The organism is Enterobacter sp. 198 (genome assembly GCF_009025585.1).
In the GTDB taxonomy this organism is placed as follows: Bacteria; Pseudomonadota; Gammaproteobacteria; order Enterobacterales; family Enterobacteriaceae; genus Enterobacter; species Enterobacter ludwigii.
On the sequence record NZ_WCIM01000016.1, the window covers coordinates 194,879 to 220,035 of the forward strand.

Below are 25,157 nucleotides of genomic sequence, written 5' to 3' on the forward strand. Positions count from 1 at the left end.
CAACCTGTTCCTTGCGGATTTGCCGCATACCAATGCTTCGACCAATTAGCAGGATTTTTGTTTCCCACTGAAGCGGGTGTGAATACTAACCAAAGCGAATGTGCTTCGCAAGGGCAATTTTGACGCATTGTATCAACTGCGGAAAAAAACAGCAAAATGCCATCAATTGCTCAAAACAAAGGCGGCAAGCGCCGCCTTTTTAATCACTTAACGTGAAAAACTATGCAGCTTTTACGGCATCCGCAATACGGTGTGCAAATTCATTCACCTGCGCCTCGTCTTCGCCTTCCACCATTACGCGGATCAGCGGTTCGGTTCCAGATTTACGCAGCAGAACACGTCCACGGTTGCCCAGGGCTGCTTCAACGTCAGCCATCACCGCTTTCACATTTTCATTTTCCAGCGGATCGCCTTTACCGGCGGTGAAACGCACATTCACCAGGATCTGCGGGAACATTTTCATGCCGCTGCAGAGATCGTGCAGGCTCATATGGTTGCGCGCCATGGCGGCAACAACCTGCAGCGCAGCGACGATACCGTCTCCGGTGGTGGTTTTATCCAGCAGGATCACGTGGCCTGAGTTTTCAGCCCCGATACGCCAGCCTTTTTCCTGCAGTTTTTCCAGCACATAGCGGTCGCCCACTTTTGCACGGACAAATGGAATACCCAGCTGTTTCAGCGCCAGCTCCAGACCCATGTTGCTCATCAGCGTGCCTACTGCACCGCCGCGCAGCTGGCCCTGACGCAGACCTTCACGCGCAATGATATAGAGGATCTGGTCGCCGTCGACCTTATTACCTTCGTGATCGACCATGATCACGCGATCGCCGTCGCCATCCAGTGCGATGCCCAGATCGGCTTTTTCCGCCAGAACGCGCGCCTGCAGAGCACGAACGTCAGTCGCCCCCACCTGTTCGTTAATATTCAGGCCATCAGGCTCACAGCCGATGGTAATCACGTTCGCACCCAGTTCGCGGAAAACATTCGGCGCAATGTGATAGGTCGCACCGTTGGCGCAGTCCACCACAATTTTAAGATGGGCCAGGCTCAGTTCGTTCGGGAAAGTACCTTTACAGAATTCGATGTAACGACCCGCGGCATCGACAATGCGGTTCGCTTTACCCAGCTCGGCGGAGTCGACACAGGTGATCTCTTTTTCCATCTCCGCTTCGATTGCCTCTTCCACTTCATCCGGCAGCTTAGTGCCGTCGATGGAGAAGAATTTAATGCCGTTGTCATAAAACGGGTTATGCGAGGCCGAAATCACAATCCCTGCTTCAGCACGGAAAGTACGCGTCAGATATGCCACAGCAGGCGTTGGCATTGGGCCAGTGAAGGAAGCGGAAAGCCCCGCGGCAGCCAGACCGGCCTCCAGCGCTGACTCCAGCATATACCCGGAGATACGGGTATCTTTACCAATGATGATTTTACGGGAGCCATGACGTGCAAGCACTTTACCCGCCGCCCAGCCCAGTTTCAGTACAAAATCAGGGGTGATTGGCGCATCACCCACGCGCCCACGAATACCATCGGTACCAAAATATTTACGATTACTCATAGCGTTTGTTTTCCTTCGCTGCCAGTGTAGCTTCCACTACACGCATGGCTTCTACTGTTTCTTTAACGTCATGGACACGAATAATGTGCGCGCCCTGCATCGCCGCAATTACAGCGCAGGCCAGGCTTCCGCTCAGACGTTCGCTCGGCCCTACATTCAGTAACTGACCAATCATCGACTTTCTCGACATACCAACCAGCAATGGCAGGTCGAAATGATGGAATTCCGATAAGCGCGCAAGCAGCTCATAATTGTGAGAGAGATTTTTACCGAAACCGAACCCCGGGTCGAGCAGCAATTTCTCTTTTGCGATACCCGCACGTTCACAACGTGCAATATGCTCAATAAAGAAGCGATTTACGTCGGCATAAACATCGTCATACTTTGGCGCTTCCTGCATGGTTTTCGGCTGTCCTTGCATGTGCATCAGGCAAACCGGTAGCCCGGTCTCCGCGGCCGCCTCCAGTGCGCCAGGCTCCGTCAGCGAGCGAATATCATTGATGATGTGAGCACCCACTCTCGCGACTTCACGGATCACTTCAGGTTTAGACGTATCGACGGAGATCCACACTTCGAACCGCTGTGCGATAGCTTCAACCACAGGCACCACGCGCGCCAGTTCTTCTTCCACCGAAACGTCTGCCGCCCCAGGGCGCGTCGATTCCCCGCCTACGTCAATGATGGTGGCGCCCGCGTTAATCATCAAATTTGCGTGCTTCACAGCCTCGATAAGCGTGTTATGCGTGCCGCCGTCAGAGAAGGAGTCAGGCGTGACATTCAGGATACCCATCACATGCGGATGTGAGAGATCGAGATGCGAGTCCTGGGCGAATAGTTTCATGGTCAAATCCCTGGTATCAATATGGTTTTACAGAAAAGAAAAACCCCGGAGCAAGCTCCAGGGTTTGAGGTGCAAACATAGACTTCAACAGCAGTGACTTACTTGTCGCCCAACTGTTCTGACATGGTGTTGCCCGGGTTCGGCGTACGCGGTTCATCGACCGGACGCGGCGCACGCGGTGTGCCATTGTTGTCAGAATTGTTGGAAGCGCCTGGGTCTTCCCAACCCGCTGGCGGACGCACTTCGCGGCGAGCCATCAAGTCGTCAATCTGCGGAGCATCGATGGTTTCATATTTCATGAGCGCATCTTTCATCGAATGCAGAATGTCCAGGTTATCGTTCAGGATCTGACGGGCGCGATTGTAGTTACGCTCGATCAGCAGCTTCACTTCCTGGTCAATGATACGTGCGGTTTCATCGGACATGTGTTTCGCTTTCGCCACGGAGCGGCCCAGGAACACTTCGCCTTCTTCTTCCGCATACAGCAGGGGACCCAGCTTCTCGGAGAAGCCCCATTGGGTCACCATGTTACGCGCCAGGTTGGTCGCGACTTTAATGTCGTTGGACGCACCGGTCGAAACATGTTCCGCGCCGTAAATAATCTCTTCTGCCAGACGACCGCCGTAAAGAGTTGAAATCTGACTTTCCAGCTTCTGACGACTGGCGCTGATGGCATCGCCTTCCGGCAGGAAGAACGTCACACCCAACGCACGACCGCGCGGAATAATCGTCACTTTATGCACCGGATCGTGTTCCGGCACCAGGCGACCGATAATCGCGTGACCGGCTTCGTGGTAAGCCGTGGACTCTTTCTGCGCTTCCGTCATCACCATGGAGCGACGTTCCGCACCCATCATGATTTTGTCTTTCGCTTTCTCGAACTCCACCATCGACACAACGCGTTTGTTACCGCGAGCAGCAAACAGTGCAGCTTCGTTGACCAGGTTTGCCAGGTCAGCACCGGAGAAGCCCGGCGTACCACGCGCGATGATTGCCGCGTCGACATCAGGTGCCAGCGGTACGCGACGCATGTGAACTTTCAGAATCTGTTCACGACCGCGTACATCCGGCAGACCAACCACAACCTGACGGTCGAAACGGCCTGGACGCAGCAGCGCAGGGTCAAGAACGTCCGGACGGTTAGTCGCCGCGATAACGATAATACCTTCGTTACCTTCGAAGCCATCCATCTCAACCAGCATCTGGTTCAGCGTCTGTTCACGTTCATCGTGACCACCACCCAGGCCTGCGCCACGCTGGCGGCCTACGGCGTCGATTTCATCGATGAAGATAATGCACGGTGCTGCCTTCTTGGCCTGCTCGAACATGTCACGCACACGAGATGCACCAACACCCACAAACATTTCAACGAAGTCAGAACCTGAAATAGTAAAGAACGGCACCTTCGCTTCACCCGCGATGGCTTTCGCCAGCAGGGTTTTACCGGTACCCGGAGGCCCCACCATCAGAACGCCTTTCGGGATCTTACCGCCCAGTTTCTGGAAACGGCTCGGCTCGCGCAGGTATTCAACCAGTTCGCCCACTTCTTCTTTTGCTTCGTCGCAACCTGCAACGTCGGCAAATGTGGTCTTGATCTGATCTTCCGTTAGCATACGCGCCTTGCTCTTACCGAACGACATGGCACCTTTGCCACCGCCGCCCTGCATCTGGCGCATAAAGAAGATCCAGACGCCAATAAGAAGCAGCATCGGGAACCAGGAGATGAAGATAGAAGCCAGCAGGCTTGGTTCTTCTGGCGGCTCGCCTACCACCTTGACGTTTTTGGTCAGAAGGTTATCAAGCAGCTTAGGATCGTTCACCGGGATGTAAGTCGTGTAACGGTTACTATCTTTCTTGGTAACGTTGATCTCACGTCCGTTGATACGCGCTTCGCGAACCTGGTCCTGATTGACCTCCTGCAGGAAGGTAGAATAATCCACCTTGCGGCCATTCGACTCGCTGGGCCCAAAGCTCTGGAATACTGACATCAGCACAACGGCAATGACCAGCCAGAGTATTAGGTTTTTCGCCATGTCACTCAAGGGATTAACCTCATATTACAACTGTGTTAAAAACAGCGTCAGGATACTCTATATCCCGTGTCATTCAAACTTTCGTCTGAAAGACGCGGGTTATCATTTTCGCCCGGTCGCTACAATATACACTTCTCGGGAACGGGCCCGGGAAGAGTCCGGCTTACGAACTTTAACCTTCGCAAACAGGGAGCGAATTTCCTTAAGATACTCCTCGAAACCTTCGCCCTGAAACACCTTCACAACAAAACTACCACCAGGCGCTAGTACATCACGACACATTTCTAACGCTAGCTCCACCAAATACATGGCGCGGGGGATATCCACCGCCGGTGTTCCACACATATTTGGTGCCATATCTGACATGACAACCTGGACCTTACTATCACCTACACGCTCAAGTAGCGCTTTCAGCACTAATTCATCACGAAAGTCGCCCTGAAGGAAGTCGACACCGACGATGGGATCCATTGGTAAAAGGTCGCATGCGATGATTCGGCCCGTTCCGCCGATCTGCGTAACCGCATACTGGGACCATCCGCCAGGTGCTGCACCGAGATCGACAACCGTCATTCCCGGCTTAAAAAGTTTGTCACTTTGCTGTATTTCATCAAGTTTAAACCAGGCACGGGAACGCAACCCCTTTTTCTGTGCCTGTTGAACATATTTATCGCTAAAGTGTTCCTGAAGCCAGCGGCTGGAGCTGGCAGAACGCTTTTTACCTGTCATTTAACATTTCCGTCCTGGTTCATCGTTACTTGCCTGTGACGTAAATTTCTACGCAGCTATTTGGCGATATAAGGGAGATGGCGGTAGAATGAACCGTTTTCAATCCCAACGTAAGCAAAAATATACGATGAATCTGAGTACTAAACAAAAACAGCACCTTAAAGGTCTGGCACATCCGCTCAAGCCTGTAGTCATGCTTGGCAACAATGGTTTGACCGAAGGGGTGCTTGCCGAGATTGAACAAGCGCTGGAACACCACGAGCTGATCAAGGTGAAAATCGCCTCTGAAGACCGAGACACTAAAAACCTGATCGTGGAAGCCATCGTGCGTGAAACGGGTGCCTGTAATGTACAGGTCATCGGTAAAACGCTGGTGCTCTATCGCCCATCTAAAGAGCGTAAAATCTCGCTGCCACGCTAAGGATATCCTGAATCGAACACATTTTCTGTGTAAAACGAGGGATTTCTGTCAGCAGGTGAGCAAAATGCCACGCTCCTTGAGTTGATAAAAGGCCGCTATGCGGCCTTTTTCTTTTCTTTACAATGTATCAACATCTTAGTCGAGATGCGAATTACAGGTATTCAACCTTAATAATTTCGTATTCCACTTCGCCACCCGGGGTGCGGATAGTGACAACATCATCCTGCTCTTTGCCAATCAGGCCGCGAGCAATCGGGGAGTTCACCGAAATCAGATTCTGTTTAAAGTCCGCTTCATCATCACCCACGATGCGATAAGTCTGCTCTTCGTCATTATCCAGGTTCAGCACGGTAACGGTTGAACCAAAAATGACGCGGCCATTGTTAGGCATTTTGGTGATATCGATAACCTGCGCATTGGACAGTTTTGCTTCGATATCTTTAATACGCCCTTCACAGAAGCCCTGCTGCTCACGCGCCGCGTGGTATTCAGCATTCTCTTTCAGGTCGCCATGCTCACGCGCATCCGCGATAGCGGCGATGATTTCAGGGCGACGAACGGATTTCAGAAAATCCAGCTCTTCGCGCAGTTTTTCGGCACCACGTAAGGTCATCGGAATAGCTTGCATTTGTTATACCTCTTAAACATTCCTGTTGGGAGCAGTGTTCCCTGCCCCGGCCCCCATGAGCGGGCCAGAAGCAAAAAGAAAACCGACCCGGGAGCGAAGCCCCAGGTCAGCAACAATTTTCAATTTGATACGCATTTTACCGCGAAGTTCACTATGGGTCATCGTTTACTTTGCAGTGCTATGCACCGTAGTATGACGGTTTGTTTTCGGGTTGTTAGCGCGAGATTATGCGATTTTCCAGATTTATCATCGGATTGACTACCAGTATAGCGTTCAGCGTTCAGGCCGCGAATGTTGATGAGTACATTAATCAGCTCCCCGCAGGTGCCAACCTTGCCTTGATGGTGCAGAAGGTCGGGTCGCAGTCGCCAGAGATTGACTATCACAGTCAACAGATGGCGCTGCCTGCCAGTACCCAGAAGGTGATCACCGCACTCGCCGCCCTGCTTCAGCTTGGACCTGACTTCCGTTTTACCACCACGCTCGAGACCAAAGGCAACATCGAGGGTGGCGAACTGAAAGGCGATCTTATCGCTCGTTTCGGGGGAGATCCTACGTTTAAACGCCAGGATATCCGCAACATGGTCGCGTCGCTGAAAAAATCTGGCGTGCAGAAGATTGATGGCAACGTGTTAATCGACACCTCTATTTTTGCCAGCCACGATAAAGCGCCAGGATGGCCGTGGAATGACATGACGCAGTGCTTTAGCGCTCCGCCAGCCGCCGCGATTGTGGATCGTAACTGCTTCTCCATTTCACTTTACAGCGCGCCAAAACCGGATGACTTAGCGTTTATTCGCGTGGCGTCTTACTACCCGGTGACGATGTTCAGCCAGGTTCGTACCCTCGCAAAAGGCTCCCCGGATGCGCAGTATTGCGAGCTGGACGTGGTACCAGGCGATCTTAACCGCTTCACGCTGACCGGGTGCCTGACACAGCGCGCCGACCCATTGCCGCTGGCCTTTGCGATACAGGATGGCGCAAGCTATGCGGGTGCCATTCTCAAGGATGAACTGAAGCAGGCGGGAATAACCTATTCCGGTACCCTGCTGCGCCAGACGCAGGTCAATCAACCCGGTACGGTCATCGCCAGCAAACAATCTGCGCCGCTGCACGATTTACTACGGATTATGCTGAAAAAGTCTGACAACATGATTGCTGACACGGTATTCCGCATGATTGGTCACGCGCGTTTCGGCGTGCCAGGAACCTGGCGTGCGGGTTCCGACGCCGTGCGTCAGATCCTGCGCCAACAGGCGGGGATCGATCTTGGCAACACCATTGCCGTCGATGGATCCGGGTTATCGCGGCATAATTTGATCTCCCCGGCAACGATGATGCAAGTACTTCAGTACATTGCACAACATGACACTGAGCTAAACTTTATTTCGATGCTGCCACTTGCCGGGCATGACGGTTCGCTTCAGTACCGTGCCGGCCTTCATGCGGCCGGGGTGGACGGAAAAGTTTCAGCCAAGACAGGTTCACTGCAGGGGGTTTATAACCTTGCAGGCTTCATCACTACCGCCAGCGGGCAACGCATGGCATTCGTGCAGTATCTTTCCGGCTATGCCGTCGAACCGACCGACCAGCGTAATCGTCGTATTCCACTGGTTCGCTTCGAAAGCAGGCTTTATAAGGACATCTACCAGAATAACTAGCGATGAAACTACTCATAGTTGAAGACGATCTGTTATTGCAGGAAGGGCTGGCTCTGGCGCTGGCCAATGAAGGATATGCCCTCGACTGCGCCGCCACGGCGGCTGAGGCGGATGCACTGATCCAGAGCGGCGAATACAGTCTGGTGATCCTCGATTTAGGCTTACCGGATAAAGACGGCGCTACACAGCTAAGCCAGTGGCGCCGCCGGGGTATCGCCAATCCAGTATTGATCCTGACGGCACGGGATGCCATTGAAGATCGTATCAACGGCCTCGATTCTGGCGCTGATGATTACCTGGTGAAACCGTTTGCCCTTGCGGAGCTTCAGGCGCGGGTACGGGCGTTGATTCGTCGTTATCAGGGACATAGCGATAACTTACTGACCGACGGCGATATTACGCTGAATCTGCAAACCCAGCAGGTGCTGTGCCAGTCCCTGCCGGTTGAAGTAACCCCTAAAGAGTTCGCGCTGCTGACGCGCCTGATTATGCGCAGCGGACAAACGGTACACCGCGAAACCCTGCAGCAGGATATTTATTCCTGGCAGGACGATCCCGGCTCAAATACCCTCGAAGTGCATATTCACAATCTGCGTCGCAAACTGGGTAAAGACCGGATTAAAACTGTCCGTGGCGTAGGCTACCGTCTGGAGAGCCAGAAATGAACAGCATGCGTCGGCGATTAATGGTTCTGCTGGCGGTCATTCTGTTATTTTTCCAGCTGATAAGCGTGATCTGGCTCTGGCATGAAAGCCGTGAACAGATTGGTTTTCTGGTCAACGAAACGCTCTCGGCGAAATCGCGCAATAATCATGTCGAGAAAGAGATCCGTGAAGCGATTGCCTCGCTGCTGGTCCCCTCTCTGGTGATGGTCGGTTTTACGCTGTGCTTCTCATTCTGGGCGGTCACCTGGATAACCCGGCCGCTGAATCAACTGCGCGTCAGCCTGGCGAACCGCTCGGCGGATAACTTAACCCCGCTCCCTGTCTATTCCGACATGGAAGAAATTGGTGCCGTCACAACCTCGCTCAACCAGCTCCTCGCCCGTTTGGATCACACCATTCAACAGGAACGTCTCTTCACCGCGGACGCCGCTCACGAGCTGCGAACGCCGCTTGCGGGGATCAGACTGCATCTGGAACTGATGGCACAGTCTGGCTCTCCACAGGCCACGACGTTAATTACCCGTATCGATCAGCTGATGCACACGGTTGAGCAACTGCTGATGTTGTCCCGTGCCGGACAGGCGATGGCGAGCGGTCACTATGAAACCGTCAACTGGACAGACGATATCATCATGCCGCTCGGTCTTGGACATGAAGCCAAAGAGCATACGGTGATATGGCCGGACAAAAGTCCGCTCACGGTGCAGGGTGATGCGGTACTTCTGCGCTTGATGCTGCGCAATCTGCTTGAGAACGCCGGGCGTTATAGTCCGTCAGGCACAACGATTCGCGTGACTCTGGCCGACGTTGACGGGGGGACACAGGTCAGCGTTATCGATCAGGGGCCGGGGATAGATGAAGCGCACCGCCAGTTGATTACTGAACCGTTCCGTCGTCTTGACCAGCGCTACGGTGGCAGCGGCCTGGGGCTGAGCATTGTGCAACGTATCGTGCAGCTCCACCACGGCAAGCTGACGCTGGAGAATGGTGCTGAGGGCGGCTTAATCGCCAGCTGCTGGCTGCCGTCCAGCCTGCAATAAAAAAGCCCCCTTCCGGGGGCTTTAAACTGCGATTAGTGCTTGTAGATGAACTCGACACCTTCTTCGTCGTCTTCATCCCAGTCGTCGTCCCAGTCTTCTTCCTCTTCCACTTCCAGCTCTTCGAGCTGTTGGCGGTGGTAGTCATCCCACATGAATTCGACTTTTTCTGGCTGTTTCGCTTCTTCAGCCTGAACAACCGGGTTCTCGATGATAAAGGTCATCACATCCCAGCACAGATCTTTCACGCCAACCTGGCTTGCCGCGGAGATCAGGTAGTATTTATCTTCCCAGCCCATCGCTTCAGCAATGGCTTTCGCTTTCGCTTCCGCTTCGGCTTTATCCATCAGATCGATCTTGTTAAAGACCAGCCAGCGTGGCTTGTTCGCCAGTTTTTCGCTGTATTTTTCCAGCTCGCCGATAATGATGCGGGCATTTTCTACCGGATCGGAACCGTCGATTGGATCGATATCGATGAGATGCAGCAGTACGCGGCAGCGCTCAAGGTGTTTCAGGAAGCGGATACCCAGACCGGCACCTTCTGCAGCACCTTCAATCAGACCCGGGATATCAGCAACCACAAAGCTCTTCTCGTTATCCATACGGACAACGCCCAGGCTTGGTACCAGCGTGGTAAACGGATAATCCGCCACTTTTGGCTTAGCTGCAGAGACCGCGCGAATAAACGTCGATTTACCGGCGTTTGGCATACCCAGCATCCCGACATCGGCCAGAAGCATCAGCTCCAGCTGCAGATCGCGCTTGTCGCCCGGCGTACCCATCGTTTTCTGACGCGGGGTACGGTTTACGGACGATTTGAAACGGCTGTTACCCAGACCGTGCCAGCCGCCTTTCGCCACCATCAGACGCTGACCGTGTTTGGTCATATCGCCCATGGTTTCGCCCGTCCCCTGGTCAATCACACGCGTACCGACCGGAACCTTAATGGTCACGTCTTTACCGCGTTTGCCCGTACAGTCACGGCTTTGACCGTTCTGACCACGCTCAGCGCGGAAGGATTTTTCGAAACGGTAGTCGATCAGCGTGTTGAGGTTCTCATCCGCCTCCAGCCACACGTCACCGCCGTCCCCGCCGTCACCGCCGTCAGGACCGCCACGTGGAATATATTTCTCACGGCGGAAGCTCACGCAACCATTGCCGCCATCACCTGCCACGACCAGGATTGTCGCTTCATCAACAAACTTCATTTTACTCTCCGTAACTCATTCGCCTGAGCGGGGGACTACTACGACCGCTTCATTTTTGCGCCAACGCCCCCAAAGACGATGACCAATGGCGGAATACATCGCGCCCGCAACCACGACAAACGCACCGAGATAGCCCAACATGTTGAGCATCGGTCTGACGAAGACATCGGGCCAGGCCATTGATAACAAATCTGAAAATAACAGCGTAAACAGCGGGGTAAGCGTAATGAGTGCGCTCACCTGTGCTGCCTGCCAGCGCGCCATCGCTTCGGCCAGCGCGCCATAACCGACCAGCGTGTTCAGCCCACAAAAAATGAGGCACGCCAGTTGCCAGTCGCTAAGCTGGGTAATCACACCCGGTTTTGCTAACGGCAATAATGCTATTGTACACAAAGTGTACAGCAAAAAGAGGATCTGCTGTGAGGCCAAACGACGCAATAACACCTTTTGCGCGACGCCATAACTCACCCAAACCGTTGCTGCTCCCACTCCGAAGATCACACCCCAGGTGTAATCCGTCAGTCGGGTAAAAATCTCTATCAGACTGGTGTTGAAGAACATCACCAGACCACAGAGCAACATGCTCGCCCCGATAATTTGCGTGCCACGCATCTTCTCCTTGAGGATAAAGACGCTGGCGACCATCATGCCGACCGGTGAAAGCTGACCAATCACCTGCGACGCCGTGGGGCTAAGATACTGCAGGGAAGAACTGAACAGTATGAAGTTACCGAACAGGCCACCCGTCGCGATAGCCAGCAACACCAGCCAGCGCGGTTTACGGAAGATACGCAACGGCGGAAGCTTACCTTTGATCGCGAGGATGGCCCCAAGGCCGATACTTGCCATCAGAAAGCGATAAAATACCACCGTTGGCGGCTCCATCACTTCCAGTACCTGCTTCATTGCAATTGGCAGCGCACCCCAGCACATTGCGGTCGTGAGCGCCAAAAGAATACCAATGCCGGCCTGCTGCTTCATGCCCGTTTTCCCTACAGAAAAAATTACCGGGTTTCCAATGTAAAAAGCCCCGCAACAGGTTGCGGGGCTTTAATCCGTTACCGGACCGAGAAAACCTTACTCAGCAACGATGCTGATGTATTTACGGTTGTTCGGGCCTTTAACTTCAAATTTCACTTTACCGTCTGCTTTAGCAAACAGAGTGTGGTCACGACCGCAACCTACGTTGTTGCCAGCGTGGAATTTGGTGCCACGTTGACGAACAATGATGCTACCCGCCAGAACGGATTCGCCACCGAAACGCTTAACGCCCAGGCGTTTAGCTTCTGAATCGCGACCGTTACGTGTGGAGCCGCCAGCCTTTTTATGTGCCATTTAAATCTCTCCTCAGGTCTTAGGCGCTGATGCCAGTAATTTTCACATCAGTGAACCACTGACGGTGGCCCTGCTGCTTACGGTAGTGTTTACGACGACGAAACTTAACAATTTTAACTTTCTCGCCACGACCGTGAGCAACAACTTCAGCTTTGATAACGCCGCCATCAACGAAAGGAACGCCGATTTTGACTTCTTCACCGTTTGCGATCATCAGAACTTCTGCGAACTCAACAGATTCGCCAGTTGCGATGTCCAGCTTTTCCAGGCGAACGGTCTGACCTTCGCTTACTCGGTGTTGTTTACCACCACTTTGGAAAACCGCGTACATATAAACTCCGCTTCCGCGCACATCCTCGTATGAATCAGAGTGCGCTATAAATATTCACAATAGGGCGCGAATATTACGCAAAACGCGAGCCTTTGACAAGTGCTACCATCAATACATGAAGAAAAAAAACACAACGCGTAAGGTAACGTTTATCTGAGCCGTTTTTTCAGTACAATCAGCACTACTATTGATAAACCTAACCCTTCGTTACCCCATTGAAGATGGGATAAACAGGATAAAAAGCCCGGCTTTTGCGATGAATTTAGAAAAAATCAACGAGTTAACCGCGCAAGATATGGCGGGTGTGAATGCAGCAATCCTGGAGCAACTCAATTCTGACGTTCAGCTGATCAATCAGTTGGGCTATTACATCGTCAGCGGCGGCGGTAAACGCATTCGCCCGATGATTGCCATCCTGGCTGCCCGAGCCGTCGGCTATCAGGGAAATGCTCACGTCACGATCGCGGCACTGATCGAATTTATTCACACTGCGACGCTTCTTCATGATGATGTTGTGGATGAATCAGACATGCGCCGGGGTAAAGCCACCGCCAACGCCGCCTTTGGCAATGCTGCCAGCGTCCTGGTGGGGGATTTTATCTATACCCGTGCCTTCCAGATGATGACCAGCCTGGGTTCGCTGAAGGTGCTGGAGGTCATGTCTGAAGCCGTTAACGTGATTGCTGAGGGCGAAGTGCTTCAGCTGATGAACGTCAACGACCCTGACATCACCGAAGAAAACTACATGCGCGTGATTTACAGCAAAACCGCGCGCCTGTTTGAAGCGGCTGCACAGTGTTCCGGCATTCTGGCTGGCTGTAGCGAAGCCCAGGAAAAAGGGCTGCAGGACTATGGCCGTTATCTGGGCACCGCATTCCAGCTGATTGATGATTTGCTGGATTACAGTGCAGACGGTGAAACGCTCGGCAAAAACGTGGGTGATGACCTGAACGAAGGCAAACCGACGCTGCCGCTACTCCACGCGATGCGCAACGGGTCAGCCGACCAGGCGAAAATGATCCGTGAAGCGATCGAGCAGGGAAATGGTCGTCATCTTCTGGAACCCGTGCTGGAAACAATGGCCATTTGCGGATCGCTGGACTGGACGCGTCAGCGTGCCGAAGAAGAGGCGGATAAAGCCATCGCCGCACTTCAGGTCATCCCGGACAGCCCATGGCGCGATGCGCTCATTGGTCTTGCCCATATCGCCGTTCAGCGCGACCGTTAATCCTGCTCTCCCCTCCCCGCGGCCCTCGCGGGGAGATTCCAGTACACACCTGTATATTCCTCTTTCACGTAAACGCACCGGTTTACAGACCGCATGAATAAAGCCATGCCTTATTCTGAATATCCCTACCAGTAACGCGAACTTTTTAGAACAAGAAATTGAAATGGGTATAGTAAGGCCAGTCGTTTCAGACGAAATGGCGTAAGTGAATCCGAACTTAAGGACAGCGTTATGGACACGAAATTTATCGACTGGCACACAGCAGATATCATTGCGGCACTGCGCAAAAAAGGCACATCACTGGCTGCGGAATCTCGCCGCCATGGCCTGAGTTCTTCAACCCTGGCAAATGCCCTGACGCGCCCCTGGCCGAAGGGAGAATTGATCATTGCGACGGCGCTGGATACGCATCCGTGGGTGATCTGGCCTTCGCGTTACCACGATCCCATTACCCATGAATTTATCGACAGATCGCGCATGATCCGCCAGAGGAAAGTGAAGAAAGACCCGCAGGAATAGCGGTTTTTTTGACAGGAACAGCAACCCCCCGGTCATTTCTGGCAGGGGGCTGCCGGAACGATTACTCGCCCTTCACACGCTCGATATTCGCACCCAGCGCGCGCAGTTTATCTTCGATACGTTCATAGCCACGATCGATGTGATAAATGCGATCAACGACCGTCGTCCCTTCCGCAATACAACCCGCCAGCACCAGGCTTGCAGATGCACGCAGATCGGTTGCCATCACCTGAGCACCAGACAGTTTCTCAACGCCGTGACAAATCACGGTATTACTCTCGATCTCAGCATGTGCGCCCATACGGATCAGTTCCGGTACGTGCATAAAGCGGTTTTCAAAGATGGTCTCGGTAATGAACCCCGTCCCTTCCGCCACCAGGTTTAACAGGGTGAACTGCGCCTGCATATCGGTCGGGAAAGCAGGATGCGGAGCTGTACGCACGTTTACCGCTTTTGGACGGTTGCCGTGCATGTCCAGGCTGATCCAGTCTTCACCGATTTCGATATCAGCGCCTGCGTCACGCAGTTTCGCCAGCACCGCATCCAGGGTATCTGGCTGCGCGTTGCGGCAGGTAATTTTCCCGCCTGAAATCGCGGCAGCAACCAGGAATGTCCCGGTTTCGATACGGTCTGGCAGGACGCGGTACACGCCGCCGCCCAGACGCTCAACGCCTTCGATGGTGATACGGTCGGTGCCCTGGCCGGTGATCTTCGCACCCAGCGCCACGAGGAAGTTCGCGGTATCCACAATCTCCGGTTCACGCGCGGCGTTTTCGATGATGGTAGTACCTTCTGCCAGCGTTGCCGCAGACATGATGGTGACGGTGGCACCAACGCTCACTTTGTCCATGACAATGTGCGCGCCTTTCAGGCGGCCATTCACAGACGCTTTTACATAACCTTCTTCGAGTTTGATCTCCGCGCCCAGTTTCTCCAGGCCAAAGATGTGCAGATCAACCGGACGTGCACCGATTGCGCAGCCACCCGGCAGGGAAACCTGACCCTGACCAAAACGTGCCACCAGCGGGCCAAGCGCCCAGATGGATGCACGCATGGTTTTCACCAGATCGTAAGGTGCAGAAAAGTTGTTTACGTTGCTGGCGTCGATCCAGACGGAACCGTTACGCTCAACTTTGGTGCCCAGCTGGCTGAGCAACTTCATGGTGGTGTCGATATCTTTCAGCTTCGGTACGTTCTGAATTTCTACCGGCTCTTCCGCGAGCAGCGCAGCAAAGAGGATGGGCAGCGCGGCATTTTTTGCGCCAGAAATTGTGACTTCGCCCTGGAGACGCGTTGGCCCCTGTACACGAAATTTATCCATTGTGTGCTCTCTTATAAATTCAACCGTGCTGCGGGCGTGTCGCCCACAACTCAAAAACCGTTTAGTTTGCGATCGCGTGCCCACTCTTGAGGGGTGAACGCTTTAATCGACAGGGCGTGGATGCGGTTATCCGCAATGTATTCCATCAGCGGCGCGTATACAGCCTGCTGTTTCTTCACACGGCTCATACCGTCGAACATCTCACCCACAGCAATAACCTGGAAGTGACTGCCATCGCCAGTGACGTGGGCTTCCTGAAGGGAGAGTGCATTCATCAGCACTGTCTGGATTTCATGATTTTCCATGGGTTCTTAATCATCTGATAGTGAAAACAAGCCCAACATCTTAGAGCAAAGTGGCGTCGTCTTAAACAAGCAAAAAGCCCCGACGATGAATCTGTCAGGGCTTTCAGAAGTAACGCACTGAAAATATTAACGAGGCAGTACGTCCTGAGGGAGATTATAGAGCTGGGCCAGGGTGACCACATTATCGCTCGCCGCGTGCAGCGTAACGCTTGTCCCCTGCTTTTTCCCCACAGCAACAAGATGGGCAAGCAGCGCGACGCCTGCCGTGTCCACCCGTGAAATGCCGCTCAGATCGATAACCGTCACGCCCTGCATCGCTTCAAAACGTTTGTCCCAGAGCGGGTTCAGCAGATCCTGGTCGAGTTCACCCGTCAGCTTCAACGTCTCACCCTCACGCGACCAGCTCAGTTGATCCGACATTACTTCTTCTCGTCCAGAGAGATTTTCTGACGCGAGATAGACTGCAGCTGTGCGGTCAGGCCATCAATGCCTTTGGTGCGCAGCAGGTCACTCCACTCGTTCTGTTTAGTGGTGATCATGCTCACCCCTTCCGCAATCATGTCATAGGCCTGCCAGTGACCGGTCTGGCTGTTTTTACGCCACTGGAAGTCCAGGCGTACTGGCGGACGGCCGTTAGGATCGATAATCGTGACGCGGATAGGAATGATAGTCGCGTCGCCCAGCGGCTGCTCTGGCGCAATCTGATAGGTCTGACCGTGATACATCGCCAGTGCCTGACCGTAAGCCTGTTTCAGGTATTCACGGAACGCCGCAAAATAGGCGTCGCGCTGCGCCGGGGTCGCGTCTTTGTAATAACGGCCCAGCACCAGCGCACCCGCATATTTGATCTGCACGTACGGCAGCAGCTCTTGATCAACCACGTCGCGCAGATAATCAGGATTGGAACGAATTTTCGGCTGTTCGTTTTTAAGCCGGTCGAAGGTCTTCTTCGCAGCCTCATCCATCAGTTTGTACGGGTTACTCTGATCCGCAGCATGCGCCGCGGTGAGAGGGGCAATGACCAGCATGGCAACCATTAACAGTCGTTTAAACATGAATGACTTCTCCTGAAATTAATTCGTCGTGCCTGGTGTCGGTGCGACACTGGCAGGATCTTCGCTCTGCGCAGGGGCAGCGTCGGACTTCTTATCATCTCCTTTACTGTTATAAAGGAACTGACCAATCATATCCTCCAGCACCATCGCGGACTTCGTATCCTGGATTACGCTACCGTCTTTAAGGATAGTCGTTCCCAGCTCCGGGTCTTCAAAACCGACGTTAAGCGCCAGATATTGCTCACCCAGGAGGCCGGACGTGCGGATAGAAAGCGAGCTGGTGTCCGGGATATGGTTATAACGCTCTTCAATATCCATCGACACGCGCGGCAGATAGGTTTTCTCATCAAGCGTAATGTCAGAGACGCGCCCGATGACCACCCCGCCTATACGTACCGGCGAGCGCGCCTTCAGCCCGCCGATGTTATCAAAGGTCGCATAAATGCGATAAGTCGGCTCGGTGCGCACAGACGTGATATCCGCCGCTCTCAGGCAGATAAACAGCGCGGCCAGCAACGCCAGTAACAGGAACACGCCGACCCAAATTTCATTTTTTCTCGTTTGCATGAACTCAATTCCCAAACATCAGTGCGGTGAGCACAAAATCCAGACCCAGTACGGCCAGCGACGAATGTACGACAGTACGTGTAGTTGCACGGCTGATGCCCGCCGAGGTCGGGATCGCATCATAGCCATTGAACAAGGCGATCCAGGTGACCGTAATGGCAAATACCACGCTTTTAATCAGACAGTTAACCAGATCCATTCGCAGATCGATGGCGTCCTGCATGGCCGACCAGAAGAAGCCAGCATCGATGCCCTTCCAGTGAACGCCAACCAGCGAGCCGCCCCAGATACCCACGGCGACAAAGAGAATTGTCAGGAGCGGTAAGGAAATCACCCCCGCCCAGAAGCGTGGCGAGATCACGCGACGCAGCGGGTCGACCGCCATCATCTCCATGCTGGAAAGCTGCTCGGTCGCACGCATCAGGCCAATTTCAGCGGTCAATGCTGACCCTGCACGCCCGGCGAACAACAGCGCCGCCACCACCGGCCCCAGTTCACGCAGCAGCGACAGCGCCACCAGCATGCCGAGGCTGGTTTCGGCGCTGTAGGTCGTCAGAACGAGGTAGCCCTGCAGCCCCAACACCATGCCGATAAACAGACCGGAGACAATGATGATGAGCATCGACAGCACGCCGACATTATAGAGCTGCCGCACCAGTAGCGGTGCATGCTTACGAAATTCCGGCTTGCCGACCAGCGCGTTGAACAACATCAATCCGGCACGCCCGAACGTCCTGATGGTTTTTATGCCACGGTGTCCAAGAGCGGCCAATGCATTTAACAGCATCAGTGGCTTAACTCCCTATTCCCAGTAAATCGTCACGATAGTCGCCCGCCGGGTAGCGGAACGGCACAGGCCCATCCGCAATGCCGTCGAGGAACTGCCGTACACGCGGATCGCAGTTTTCCTGCAACGCCTGAGCGCTGCCATGCGCGACGATCCTTTTGTCTGCCACAATGTAGGCATAGTCGGCGATGCTCAACACTTCCGGTACATCGTGAGAAACCACTATGCAGGTTACGCCGAGCGCGCTGTTCAGTTCAGAGATGAGCTTCACCAGCACGCCCATCGTGATAGGGTCCTGCCCAACGAACGGTTCGTCGAACATGATTAAATCGGGTTCTAAGGCGATGGCGCGTGCCAGCGCGGCGCGGCGTGCCATACCGCCGGACAGCTCTGAGGGCATCAGTTTTGCAGCCCCTCGCAGCCCCACGGCTTCAAGCTTCATCATCACCGTACTTTTCAGCAGCTCTGGCGGCAGACTGGTGTGTTCGCGCAGCGGATAAGCCACGTTATCAAAGACGTTCATGTCAGTGAACAACGCTCCCGACTGGAAAAGCATACTCATGCGTTTACGAACAGTATATAGGCGCGATCGTGACATCTCGGGGATGTTTTCGCCGTCAAAGAGGATTTCACCGCTATCGGGTGGGATCTGGCCACCAATAAGGCGCAGCAGGGTCGTTTTACCGATCCCGGACGGCCCCATGATGGCAGTGATCTTGCCACGCGGTACGGTCAACGAAATATCATCGAATATCAATCTGTTGGCGCGAGAAAAACTCACACCCCGGACATCAACTAAATTCGCCATAGTTTGGCTCATTTATGGTTCCTTTCTTACCCTGCTCACGTTAAGCATGCAGACTGAATCAGCCCTAAACTCAGCATTTTTACAGAATATTAGCCGTTGAGGTTAGCGAAAGCTGGCATTTGTTTTACTTTTCCGGCGCATAAAGTCAAAATTAGGAATTCGTTACGCCTCAGACTGTATGCAGTCCTGCCATTCCATTCCTGCGCGATGGACCGACGAGTATACCTGAAGAAAGGACTTTTGATGCTTTTAGCAACAGCACTGTTAATAATTGGTTTACTTTTGGTGGTCTACAGTGCTGACCGTTTGGTATTTGCTGCATCTATCCTGTGCCGCCTGACTGGCGTACCGCCTGTCGTCATCGGGATGACCGTGGTCAGCGTCGGAACCTCGCTTCCTGAAATCATCGTCTCTGTCACGGCATCACTGCATGGTCAGTTAGACCTTGCCGTCGGCACCGCGATTGGTTCCAACATCGTCAATATCTTGCTGATCCTTGGCCTGGCGGCCCTGCTCCATCCATTTCGCGTACATTCTGATGTTCTGCGCCGTGAATTGCCGCTAATGTTAATCGTAAGCCTGCTGGCAGGGTGCGTATTTTATGATGGCGTACTGAGCTACGGTGACGGCATTTTCTTGCTGGCGCTGGCCGTTATCTGGCTATTGTATAGTGTTAAAATCGCCCGTCTGGCAGAAAAACAGGGCCAGGACAGCCTGACGCGAGAACAGGTCGCCGAACTCCCGCGTGAAGGCACGCTGCCTGTGGCGCTGCTGTGGCTCGGCGTCGCGCTGATCATCATGCCGATGGCCACGCGCATGGTCGTCGATAACGCCACGGTGCTGGCGAACTATTTCGCCATGAGTGAGCTCACCATTGGCCTGACGGTCATTGCCATTGGCACCAGTCTGCCAGAACTGGCCACCGCTATCGCAGGGGCACGTAAAGGTGAAGATGACATTGCCATAGGCAATATTATCGGTTCAAACATTTTTAATATCGCCATCGTGATGGGCCTGCCAGCCCTGATAACGCCCGGGCCTTTTAACCCCCTGGCATTCTCACGCGATTACGGGGTGATGTTGCTGGTCAGCGTCATTTTTGCCCTGCTCTGCTGGCGGCGGCAACGACAGATCGGCAAAGGCGCAGGGGCGCTGCTGACGGGTGGATTTATCGTATGGATGGCGATGCTGTACTGGCTTTCGCCTCTTCTCTCTGGGTAAACGGAAACGCATTATGTCGCAAATAGAATTGCAGCCGGGTTTTGACTTTCAGAAAGCAGGCAAAGAGGTTCTGGAGATTGAACGTGAAGGTCTGGCGCAGTTAGATCAGTACATTAATCAGGATTTTAGTCTGGCATGTGAGAAGATGTTCTACTGTGCCGGTAAAGTCGTGGTGATGGGCATGGGCAAGTCCGGTCACATTGGGCGCAAAATGGCGGCAACGTTTGCCAGCACCGGAACCTCTTCCTTCTTTGTACACCCGGGGGAAGCCGCGCACGGCGATCTGGGCATGGTAACGCCGCAGGATATCGTCATCGCGCTGTCGAACTCCGGTGAGTCTAATGAGATCCTGGCGCTGATCCCCGTGCTGAAGCGGCTGCGGGTTCCGCTTATTTGCATGACCAGCCGCCCGGAAAGTAGCATGGCGCGCGCGGCGGATATTCACCTGTGCGTGAAAGTGCCTAAAGAAGCCTGCCCGCTGGGTCTTGCTCCAACGTCCAGTACGACCGCTGCGCTGGTCATGGGCGATGCGCTTGCCGTTGCGTTGCTGGAAGCCCGCGGTTTTACGCCGGAAGATTTCGCGCTTTCCCACCCAGGCGGCGCGCTCGGGCGTAAGCTTCTGCTTCGGGTTAACGATATTATGCACACTGGCGATGAGATCCCTCACGTCAGTAAAGAGGCCTCCCTGCGCGATGCGCTGCTGGAGATCACCCGCAAGAATCTGGGTATGACGGTTGTGTGCGACGACCTGATGAAGATCCAGGGGATCTTCACCGATGGCGACCTGCGCCGCGTGTTCGACATGGGTGTTGATGTTCGCACGCTGGGCATCGCTGATGTGATGACGTCCGGCGGTATCCGTGTTCGTCCGGGTACGCTGGCGGTGGATGTGCTGAACCTGATGCAGTCCCGTCATATCACCTCAGTGATGGTTGCCGATGGCGACCAGTTGCTGGGTGTGGTACATATGCATGATCTGCTGCGCGCAGGCGTAGTGTAATGAAGGATAAGACAATGAGTAATGCGGGTGCATCCCTTGCAACCTGTTATGGTCCGGTCAGTACCCATATGATGGCAAAGGCGGAAAATATTCGCCTGCTCATCCTGGATGTGGATGGGGTACTCTCTGATGGCCTGATTTACATGGGCAATAATGGTGAAGAGCTGAAAGCGTTTAACGTTCGCGATGGCTACGGTATTCGTTGTGCGCTCACATCAGGCATCGACGTTGCCATTATCACCGGTCGGAAAGCTAAACTGGTTGAAGACCGTTGTGAAACGTTAGGCATTACCCATCTGTATCAGGGTCAGTCCGATAAGATGGCGGCGTTCAACGATTTACTGGGTAAACTGGCTGTCGCGCCGGAAAACGTGGCCTATGTCGGGGACGATCTGATTGACTGGCCGGTGATGGCTGAAGTCGGTCTGAGTATCGCCGTGGCCGATGCGCATCCGCTGCTGATCCCGCGCGCTGACTATGTCACCCATATCAACGGTGGCCATGGTGCCGTACGTGAAGTCTGCGATCTGCTTTTGCTGGCGCAGGGCAAGCTTGATGAGGCCAAAGGGCAATCGATATGAGTAAAACCAGACGTTGGGTTATCATTCTGCTTTCGCTTGTCGCACTGGTATTGATTGGCGTGAACCTTGCCGATCGCGACGATACGCAGACGGAAGTGGTCAATACGAGCGAGCCAACCTATAAAAGCGATCACAGTGACACCGTGGTCTACAGCCCGGAAGGTGCGCTGAACTATCGCCTGATTGCCCAGCATGTTGAATATTTTTCAGATGACGGTATTTCATGGTTTACCCAGCCTGTCATGACCACGTTTGATAAAGACAAAGTGCCGACGTGGTCGATTAAATCTGACCGGGCAAAACTGACGAATGACCGTATGCTTTATCTGTATGGCCACGTTGAAGTCAACGCCCTGACCGCTGACTCACAACTGCGCAAAATCACGACGGATAATGCACAGATCAACCTCGTGACCCAGGACGTGACGTCGCAGGATCTGGTCACACTGTATGGCACAACATTTAATTCCAGCGGTTTAAGAATGCGCGGGAACTTACGCAGCAAAAACGCCGAGCTGATTGAAAAGGTTAGAACCTCCTATGAAATTCAAAACAAACAAACTCAGCCTTAAAGTAATTATCGCCAGTGCGATGCTGGCGACCAGTCTTCCCGCGCTTGCTGTAACGGGCGATACTGACCAGCCTATCCATATCGAGTCCGACACGCAGTCGCTTGATATGCAAGGCAATGTCGTTACCTTTACCGGTAACGTCGTCATGACCCAGGGCACCATCAAAATCAACGCCGACAAAGTGGTCGTTACCCGTCCCGGTGGCGAGCAAGGCAAAGAGATCATTGATGGCTATGGCAATCCGGCAACCTTCTACCAGATGCAGGATAACGGCAAACCCGTGAAAGGCCGCGCCACGCATATGCACTATGAGCTGGCGAAGGACCTGGTCATCCTGACCGGTAACGCTTATCTGGAACAGCTGGACAGCAACATCACCGGCGACCAGATCACCTATCTGGTGAAAGAGCAAAAAATGCAGGCCTCCAGCGAGAAAGGCAAACGCGTAACCACCGTGCTGGTTCCGTCGCAGCTGCAGGACAAAGGTAAGGGTCAGGCCCCGGCACAGAAGAAGAGTAACTAATTCGTTATGGCAACATTAACTGCAAAAAATCTCGCGAAGGCCTATAAGGGCCGCCGTGTCGTAGAAGATGTCAGTCTGACCGTCAACTCCGGCGAAATTGTAGGCCTGCTTGGCCCTAACGGTGCGGGCAAAACCACAACTTTCTACATGGTCGTTGGCATTGTGTCGCGCGATGCGGGCAACATCGTCATTGATGATGAAGATATCAGTCTTCTGCCACTGCATGCGCGTGCGCGTCGCGGTATCGGCTATCTGCCGCAGGAAGCCTCCATTTTCCGCCGCCTGAGCGTCTTTGATAACCTGATGGCCGTCCTGCAAATTCGTGACGATCTGACCAGCGAACAGCGTCAGGACCGGGCTAACGAGCTGATGGAAGAGTTCCATATCGAACATCTGCGCGACAGCCTCGGTCAGGCGCTGTCCGGTGGTGAACGCCGTCGCGTTGAGATTGCACGTGCGCTGGCTGCAAACCCGAAATTTATCCTTCTGGATGAACCGTTTGCAGGCGTTGACCCCATCTCCGTTATCGACATTAAACGCATCATTGAGCATCTGCGCGACAGCGGGCTTGGCGTACTGATCACTGACCATAACGTCCGTGAAACGCTGGCCGTGTGCGAACGCGCATACATCGTGAGCCAGGGCAATCTGATCGCCCACGGTACGCCGCAGCAGATCCTCGAAGATGATCATGTTAAGCGTGTCTACCTTGGGGAAGACTTCAGACTCTGATAGGGTAGAGGTAATGTAACGCCGAACCGGAGAAAAATGCTCTGAACATGAAGCAAGGTTTGCAATTACGGCTCAGCCAACAACTGGCGATGACGCCGCAGCTACAGCAGGCGATTCGCCTGTTGCAACTGTCCACCTTAGAACTCCAGCAGGAGCTCCAGCAAGCGCTGGATAGCAATCCGTTGCTGGAGCAAGCCGATCTTCATGAAGAGGTAGATACCCAGCAGTCGCAGGATACTGAAGCACTCGACACCGCCGATGCGCTCGAACAAAAAGAGATGCCGGACGAGCTTCCGCTGGATGCCAGCTGGGATGAAATCTACACCGCCGGAACCCCTTCCGGTACGCGTGCAGACTACCAGGACGATGAGCTACCGGTTTATCAGGGTGAAACTACCCAGTCACTGCAGGATTACCTGATGTGGCAGGTGGAACTTACCCCCTTCTCCGATACCGACCGCGCGATTGCGACATCCATTGTCGATGCCGTGGATGACACCGGTTATCTGACCGTCACGCTGGACGAAATTCTGGAAAGCATGGGTGACGAAGAGATTGAACTCGAGGAGATAGAAGCCGTTCTGAAGCGCATTCAGCGTTTCGATCCGGTTGGGGTGGCCGCAAAAGATCTGCGCGACTGCCTGCTTATCCAACTTTCTCAGTTCAGCAAAGAGACGCCATGGCTTGATGAAGCCCGCTTGATCATCAGCGACCATCTGGATCTTCTGGCCAATCACGATTTCCGCAGCCTGATGCGCGTCACGCGCCTGAAAGAAGAGGTGCTGAAAGAGGCGGTCAATCTGATTCAGTCCCTCGATCCGCGCCCCGGTCAGTCCATTCAGACCAGCGAACCCGAGTACGTCATCCCGGATGTGCTGGTCAGAAAACACAATGACCGCTGGGTCGTTGAACTGAACTCGGACAGCATCCCTCGCCTGCAAATCAACCAGCAGTATGCCTCCATGTGCACCAGCGTGCGTAACGACTCCGATAATCAATACATTCGTAGCAATTTGCAGGAAGCGCGATGGTTGATCAAAAGTCTGGAGAGCCGAAATGATACGCTGCTCCGCGTAAGCCGCTGTATTGTCGAACAGCAGCAGGCGTTCTTTGAGCAGGGCGAAGAGTATATGAAACCGATGGTGCTGGCGGATATCGCCCAGGCCGTCGAGATGCATGAATCAACCATTTCCCGCGTGACCACGCAGAAGTATCTGCACAGTCCACGCGGTATTTTTGAGCTTAAGTATTTCTTCTCCAGCCATGTGAATACCGAGGGCGGCGGTGAAGCGTCGTCAACGGCCATTCGCGCCCTGGTGAAGAAGTTGATCGCCGCGGAGAACCCCGCGAAGCCACTGAGCGACAGTAAGTTAACCACCATACTGTCCGACCAGGGTATTATGGTGGCACGCCGAACTGTTGCGAAGTATCGAGAGTCTTTATCCATTCCGCCGTCTAACCAGCGTAAACAGCTGGTCTGACACAACCGAT

29 protein-coding genes are annotated in these 25,157 nt (G+C 53.8%); 13 read left to right on the forward strand and 16 right to left on the reverse strand.

Features of this window, described 5'->3' with window-relative positions; all coding sequences use genetic code 11:
• Positions 1 to 220: 220 nt before the first annotated feature.
• The 4 genes from glmM to rlmE all read right to left on the reverse strand — a co-directional run bounded on the left by glmM (position 221) and on the right by rlmE (position 5,161).
• Positions 221 to 1,558 (reverse strand): phosphoglucosamine mutase, encoded by a 1,338-nt coding sequence (gene glmM / locus F8561_RS08775; RefSeq protein ID WP_014171789.1) that lies wholly within the window; start codon positions 1,556 to 1,558, stop codon positions 221 to 223.
• Entirely contained in the window at positions 1,551 to 2,399 is an 849-nt protein-coding gene (gene folP, locus F8561_RS08780) for a dihydropteroate synthase (protein WP_020883535.1), read from the reverse strand. Before folP ends, glmM begins: the two co-directional genes overlap by 8 nt.
• Positions 2,400 to 2,497: 98 nt before the next feature.
• Positions 2,498 to 4,432, reverse strand: coding sequence for an ATP-dependent zinc metalloprotease FtsH (gene ftsH / locus F8561_RS08785; protein ID WP_025202925.1), 1,935 nt, complete (start codon positions 4,430 to 4,432; stop codon positions 2,498 to 2,500).
• 102 nt (positions 4,433 to 4,534) lie between these two features.
• Positions 4,535 to 5,161 (reverse strand): 23S rRNA (uridine(2552)-2'-O)-methyltransferase RlmE, encoded by a 627-nt coding sequence (gene rlmE, locus F8561_RS08790; RefSeq protein WP_014171792.1) that lies wholly within the window; start codon positions 5,159 to 5,161, stop codon positions 4,535 to 4,537.
• A gap of 127 nt (positions 5,162 to 5,288) precedes the next feature.
• Here rlmE and yhbY point away from each other — a divergent pair, with 127 nt between their 5' ends.
• Positions 5,289 to 5,582, forward strand: coding sequence for a ribosome assembly RNA-binding protein YhbY (gene yhbY / locus F8561_RS08795; protein WP_003861814.1), 294 nt, complete (start codon positions 5,289 to 5,291; stop codon positions 5,580 to 5,582).
• A 151-nt stretch (positions 5,583 to 5,733) separates the two neighbouring features.
• Here the strand turns inward: yhbY and greA are convergent, their stop codons facing one another.
• A complete protein-coding gene (gene greA, locus F8561_RS08800) occupies positions 5,734 to 6,210 on the reverse strand; it encodes a transcription elongation factor GreA (protein WP_014171793.1) in 477 nt (158 codons plus the stop codon).
• Positions 6,211 to 6,437: 227 nt separating this feature from the next.
• On the opposite strand from greA, the gene dacB reads away from it, so the two are divergent.
• From dacB to pmrB, 3 genes are read left to right on the forward strand one after another with little or no spacing between them, the layout of a single operon-like run.
• Entirely contained in the window at positions 6,438 to 7,871 is a 1,434-nt protein-coding gene (gene dacB, locus F8561_RS08805) for a serine-type D-Ala-D-Ala carboxypeptidase (protein ID WP_063214126.1), read from the forward strand.
• A gap of 2 nt (positions 7,872 to 7,873) precedes the next feature.
• Complete coding sequence (gene pmrA / locus F8561_RS08810; protein ID WP_014171795.1) at positions 7,874 to 8,536, forward strand: two-component system response regulator PmrA; 663 nt, start codon at positions 7,874 to 7,876, stop codon at positions 8,534 to 8,536.
• The gene (gene pmrB / locus F8561_RS08815) at positions 8,533 to 9,576 is read left to right on the forward strand and encodes a two-component system sensor histidine kinase PmrB (protein WP_020883533.1); all 1,044 of its coding nucleotides are present in this window, start codon (positions 8,533 to 8,535) and stop codon (positions 9,574 to 9,576) included. The genes pmrA and pmrB overlap by 4 nt, the downstream gene beginning before the upstream one ends.
• A gap of 32 nt (positions 9,577 to 9,608) precedes the next feature.
• Here the strand turns inward: pmrB and cgtA are convergent, their stop codons facing one another.
• From cgtA to rplU, 4 genes are all read right to left on the reverse strand, one after another.
• A complete protein-coding gene (gene cgtA, locus F8561_RS08820; protein ID WP_014171797.1) occupies positions 9,609 to 10,781 on the reverse strand; it encodes an Obg family GTPase CgtA in 1,173 nt (390 codons plus the stop codon).
• A 15-nt stretch (positions 10,782 to 10,796) separates the two neighbouring features.
• The gene (locus tag F8561_RS08825; RefSeq protein WP_014171799.1) at positions 10,797 to 11,762 is read right to left on the reverse strand and encodes a DMT family transporter; all 966 of its coding nucleotides are present in this window, start codon (positions 11,760 to 11,762) and stop codon (positions 10,797 to 10,799) included.
• A 96-nt stretch (positions 11,763 to 11,858) separates the two neighbouring features.
• Positions 11,859 to 12,116: a 50S ribosomal protein L27 gene (gene rpmA, locus F8561_RS08830; protein WP_004385076.1), complete on the reverse strand. Its 258-nt coding sequence runs from the start codon at positions 12,114 to 12,116 to the stop codon at positions 11,859 to 11,861.
• A 19-nt stretch (positions 12,117 to 12,135) separates the two neighbouring features.
• Positions 12,136 to 12,447: a 50S ribosomal protein L21 gene (gene rplU / locus F8561_RS08835; RefSeq protein ID WP_003025032.1), complete on the reverse strand. Its 312-nt coding sequence runs from the start codon at positions 12,445 to 12,447 to the stop codon at positions 12,136 to 12,138.
• Between the two features lie 256 nt (positions 12,448 to 12,703).
• On the opposite strand from rplU, the gene ispB reads away from it, so the two are divergent.
• Both ispB and sfsB read left to right on the forward strand, forming a co-directional pair.
• Positions 12,704 to 13,675, forward strand: coding sequence for an octaprenyl diphosphate synthase (gene ispB / locus F8561_RS08840; protein WP_020883532.1), 972 nt, complete (start codon positions 12,704 to 12,706; stop codon positions 13,673 to 13,675).
• A gap of 231 nt (positions 13,676 to 13,906) precedes the next feature.
• On the forward strand, positions 13,907 to 14,194 hold the full coding sequence (sfsB, locus tag F8561_RS08845) for a DNA-binding transcriptional regulator SfsB (protein WP_014171802.1): 288 nt from the start codon (positions 13,907 to 13,909) through the stop codon (positions 14,192 to 14,194).
• Positions 14,195 to 14,255: 61 nt separating this feature from the next.
• On the opposite strand, the gene murA is transcribed toward sfsB, so the two are convergent.
• The 7 genes from murA to mlaF all read right to left on the reverse strand — a co-directional run bounded on the left by murA (position 14,256) and on the right by mlaF (position 19,049).
• Positions 14,256 to 15,515, reverse strand: coding sequence for a UDP-N-acetylglucosamine 1-carboxyvinyltransferase (gene murA, locus F8561_RS08850; protein ID WP_020883531.1), 1,260 nt, complete (start codon positions 15,513 to 15,515; stop codon positions 14,256 to 14,258).
• 50 nt (positions 15,516 to 15,565) lie between these two features.
• Positions 15,566 to 15,820, reverse strand: coding sequence for a BolA family iron metabolism protein IbaG (gene ibaG, locus F8561_RS08855; RefSeq protein WP_008501458.1), 255 nt, complete (start codon positions 15,818 to 15,820; stop codon positions 15,566 to 15,568).
• A 126-nt stretch (positions 15,821 to 15,946) separates the two neighbouring features.
• On the reverse strand, positions 15,947 to 16,240 hold the full coding sequence (gene mlaB / locus F8561_RS08860; RefSeq protein WP_014171806.1) for a lipid asymmetry maintenance protein MlaB: 294 nt from the start codon (positions 16,238 to 16,240) through the stop codon (positions 15,947 to 15,949).
• Positions 16,240 to 16,875, reverse strand: a complete 636-nt coding sequence (gene mlaC, locus F8561_RS08865; protein ID WP_014171807.1) for a phospholipid-binding protein MlaC — start codon at positions 16,873 to 16,875, stop codon at positions 16,240 to 16,242. Before mlaC ends, mlaB begins: the two co-directional genes overlap by 1 nt.
• An 18-nt stretch (positions 16,876 to 16,893) precedes the next feature.
• Complete coding sequence (gene mlaD, locus F8561_RS08870; RefSeq protein WP_025202923.1) at positions 16,894 to 17,442, reverse strand: outer membrane lipid asymmetry maintenance protein MlaD; 549 nt, start codon at positions 17,440 to 17,442, stop codon at positions 16,894 to 16,896.
• A 4-nt stretch (positions 17,443 to 17,446) separates the two neighbouring features.
• Positions 17,447 to 18,229 (reverse strand): lipid asymmetry maintenance ABC transporter permease subunit MlaE, encoded by a 783-nt coding sequence (mlaE, locus tag F8561_RS08875; RefSeq protein ID WP_010436044.1) that lies wholly within the window; start codon positions 18,227 to 18,229, stop codon positions 17,447 to 17,449.
• Positions 18,230 to 18,236: 7 nt separating this feature from the next.
• A complete protein-coding gene (gene mlaF / locus F8561_RS08880; RefSeq protein WP_020883529.1) occupies positions 18,237 to 19,049 on the reverse strand; it encodes a phospholipid ABC transporter ATP-binding protein MlaF in 813 nt (270 codons plus the stop codon).
• A 231-nt stretch (positions 19,050 to 19,280) separates the two neighbouring features.
• Here mlaF and F8561_RS08885 point away from each other — a divergent pair, with 231 nt between their 5' ends.
• From F8561_RS08885 to rpoN, 7 genes are read left to right on the forward strand one after another with little or no spacing between them, the layout of a single operon-like run.
• Positions 19,281 to 20,258 carry a calcium/sodium antiporter gene (locus F8561_RS08885; RefSeq protein ID WP_020883528.1) on the forward strand — a complete coding sequence of 326 codons (978 nt, stop codon included), beginning with the start codon at positions 19,281 to 19,283 and terminating at the stop codon, positions 20,256 to 20,258.
• A gap of 13 nt (positions 20,259 to 20,271) precedes the next feature.
• Positions 20,272 to 21,258, forward strand: coding sequence for an arabinose-5-phosphate isomerase KdsD (kdsD, locus tag F8561_RS08890; protein WP_020883527.1), 987 nt, complete (start codon positions 20,272 to 20,274; stop codon positions 21,256 to 21,258).
• 14 nt (positions 21,259 to 21,272) lie between these two features.
• Positions 21,273 to 21,839 (forward strand): 3-deoxy-manno-octulosonate-8-phosphatase KdsC, encoded by a 567-nt coding sequence (gene kdsC, locus F8561_RS08895; protein ID WP_151887363.1) that lies wholly within the window; start codon positions 21,273 to 21,275, stop codon positions 21,837 to 21,839.
• Positions 21,836 to 22,411, forward strand: coding sequence for an LPS export ABC transporter periplasmic protein LptC (gene lptC / locus F8561_RS08900; RefSeq protein WP_014171814.1), 576 nt, complete (start codon positions 21,836 to 21,838; stop codon positions 22,409 to 22,411). Before kdsC ends, lptC begins: the two co-directional genes overlap by 4 nt.
• Complete coding sequence (gene lptA / locus F8561_RS08905) at positions 22,380 to 22,934, forward strand: lipopolysaccharide ABC transporter substrate-binding protein LptA (protein WP_020883526.1); 555 nt, start codon at positions 22,380 to 22,382, stop codon at positions 22,932 to 22,934. Before lptC ends, lptA begins: the two co-directional genes overlap by 32 nt.
• 6 nt (positions 22,935 to 22,940) lie before the next feature.
• Positions 22,941 to 23,666, forward strand: a complete 726-nt coding sequence (lptB, locus tag F8561_RS08910; RefSeq protein ID WP_014171816.1) for an LPS export ABC transporter ATP-binding protein — start codon at positions 22,941 to 22,943, stop codon at positions 23,664 to 23,666.
• A gap of 47 nt (positions 23,667 to 23,713) precedes the next feature.
• Positions 23,714 to 25,147 (forward strand): RNA polymerase factor sigma-54, encoded by a 1,434-nt coding sequence (gene rpoN, locus F8561_RS08915; RefSeq protein ID WP_014171817.1) that lies wholly within the window; start codon positions 23,714 to 23,716, stop codon positions 25,145 to 25,147.
• Positions 25,148 to 25,157 lie beyond the last annotated feature (10 nt).

Coding starts and splice junctions, on each gene's coding strand:
- glmM (WP_014171789.1), bottom strand. CDS start 1,558: ATGAGTAATCGTAAATATTTTGGTACCGATGGTATTCGTGGGCGCGTG.
- folP (WP_020883535.1), bottom strand. CDS start 2,399: ATGAAACTATTCGCCCAGGACTCGCATCTCGATCTCTCACATCCGCAT.
- ftsH (WP_025202925.1), bottom strand. CDS start 4,432: ATGGCGAAAAACCTAATACTCTGGCTGGTCATTGCCGTTGTGCTGATG.
- rlmE (WP_014171792.1), bottom strand. CDS start 5,161: ATGACAGGTAAAAAGCGTTCTGCCAGCTCCAGCCGCTGGCTTCAGGAA.
- yhbY (WP_003861814.1), top strand. CDS start 5,289: ATGAATCTGAGTACTAAACAAAAACAGCACCTTAAAGGTCTGGCACAT.
- greA (WP_014171793.1), bottom strand. CDS start 6,210: ATGCAAGCTATTCCGATGACCTTACGTGGTGCCGAAAAACTGCGCGAA.
- dacB (WP_063214126.1), top strand. CDS start 6,438: ATGCGATTTTCCAGATTTATCATCGGATTGACTACCAGTATAGCGTTC.
- pmrA (WP_014171795.1), top strand. CDS start 7,874: ATGAAACTACTCATAGTTGAAGACGATCTGTTATTGCAGGAAGGGCTG.
- pmrB (WP_020883533.1), top strand. CDS start 8,533: ATGAACAGCATGCGTCGGCGATTAATGGTTCTGCTGGCGGTCATTCTG.
- cgtA (WP_014171797.1), bottom strand. CDS start 10,781: ATGAAGTTTGTTGATGAAGCGACAATCCTGGTCGTGGCAGGTGATGGC.
- F8561_RS08825 (WP_014171799.1), bottom strand. CDS start 11,762: ATGAAGCAGCAGGCCGGCATTGGTATTCTTTTGGCGCTCACGACCGCA.
- rpmA (WP_004385076.1), bottom strand. CDS start 12,116: ATGGCACATAAAAAGGCTGGCGGCTCCACACGTAACGGTCGCGATTCA.
- rplU (WP_003025032.1), bottom strand. CDS start 12,447: ATGTACGCGGTTTTCCAAAGTGGTGGTAAACAACACCGAGTAAGCGAA.
- ispB (WP_020883532.1), top strand. CDS start 12,704: ATGAATTTAGAAAAAATCAACGAGTTAACCGCGCAAGATATGGCGGGT.
- sfsB (WP_014171802.1), top strand. CDS start 13,907: ATGGACACGAAATTTATCGACTGGCACACAGCAGATATCATTGCGGCA.
- murA (WP_020883531.1), bottom strand. CDS start 15,515: ATGGATAAATTTCGTGTACAGGGGCCAACGCGTCTCCAGGGCGAAGTC.
- ibaG (WP_008501458.1), bottom strand. CDS start 15,820: ATGGAAAATCATGAAATCCAGACAGTGCTGATGAATGCACTCTCCCTT.
- mlaB (WP_014171806.1), bottom strand. CDS start 16,240: ATGTCGGATCAACTGAGCTGGTCGCGTGAGGGTGAGACGTTGAAGCTG.
- mlaC (WP_014171807.1), bottom strand. CDS start 16,875: ATGTTTAAACGACTGTTAATGGTTGCCATGCTGGTCATTGCCCCTCTC.
- mlaD (WP_025202923.1), bottom strand. CDS start 17,442: ATGCAAACGAGAAAAAATGAAATTTGGGTCGGCGTGTTCCTGTTACTG.
- mlaE (WP_010436044.1), bottom strand. CDS start 18,229: ATGCTGTTAAATGCATTGGCCGCTCTTGGACACCGTGGCATAAAAACC.
- mlaF (WP_020883529.1), bottom strand. CDS start 19,049: ATGAGCCAAACTATGGCGAATTTAGTTGATGTCCGGGGTGTGAGTTTT.
- F8561_RS08885 (WP_020883528.1), top strand. CDS start 19,281: ATGCTTTTAGCAACAGCACTGTTAATAATTGGTTTACTTTTGGTGGTC.
- kdsD (WP_020883527.1), top strand. CDS start 20,272: ATGTCGCAAATAGAATTGCAGCCGGGTTTTGACTTTCAGAAAGCAGGC.
- kdsC (WP_151887363.1), top strand. CDS start 21,273: ATGAGTAATGCGGGTGCATCCCTTGCAACCTGTTATGGTCCGGTCAGT.
- lptC (WP_014171814.1), top strand. CDS start 21,836: ATGAGTAAAACCAGACGTTGGGTTATCATTCTGCTTTCGCTTGTCGCA.
- lptA (WP_020883526.1), top strand. CDS start 22,380: ATGAAATTCAAAACAAACAAACTCAGCCTTAAAGTAATTATCGCCAGT.
- lptB (WP_014171816.1), top strand. CDS start 22,941: ATGGCAACATTAACTGCAAAAAATCTCGCGAAGGCCTATAAGGGCCGC.
- rpoN (WP_014171817.1), top strand. CDS start 23,714: ATGAAGCAAGGTTTGCAATTACGGCTCAGCCAACAACTGGCGATGACG.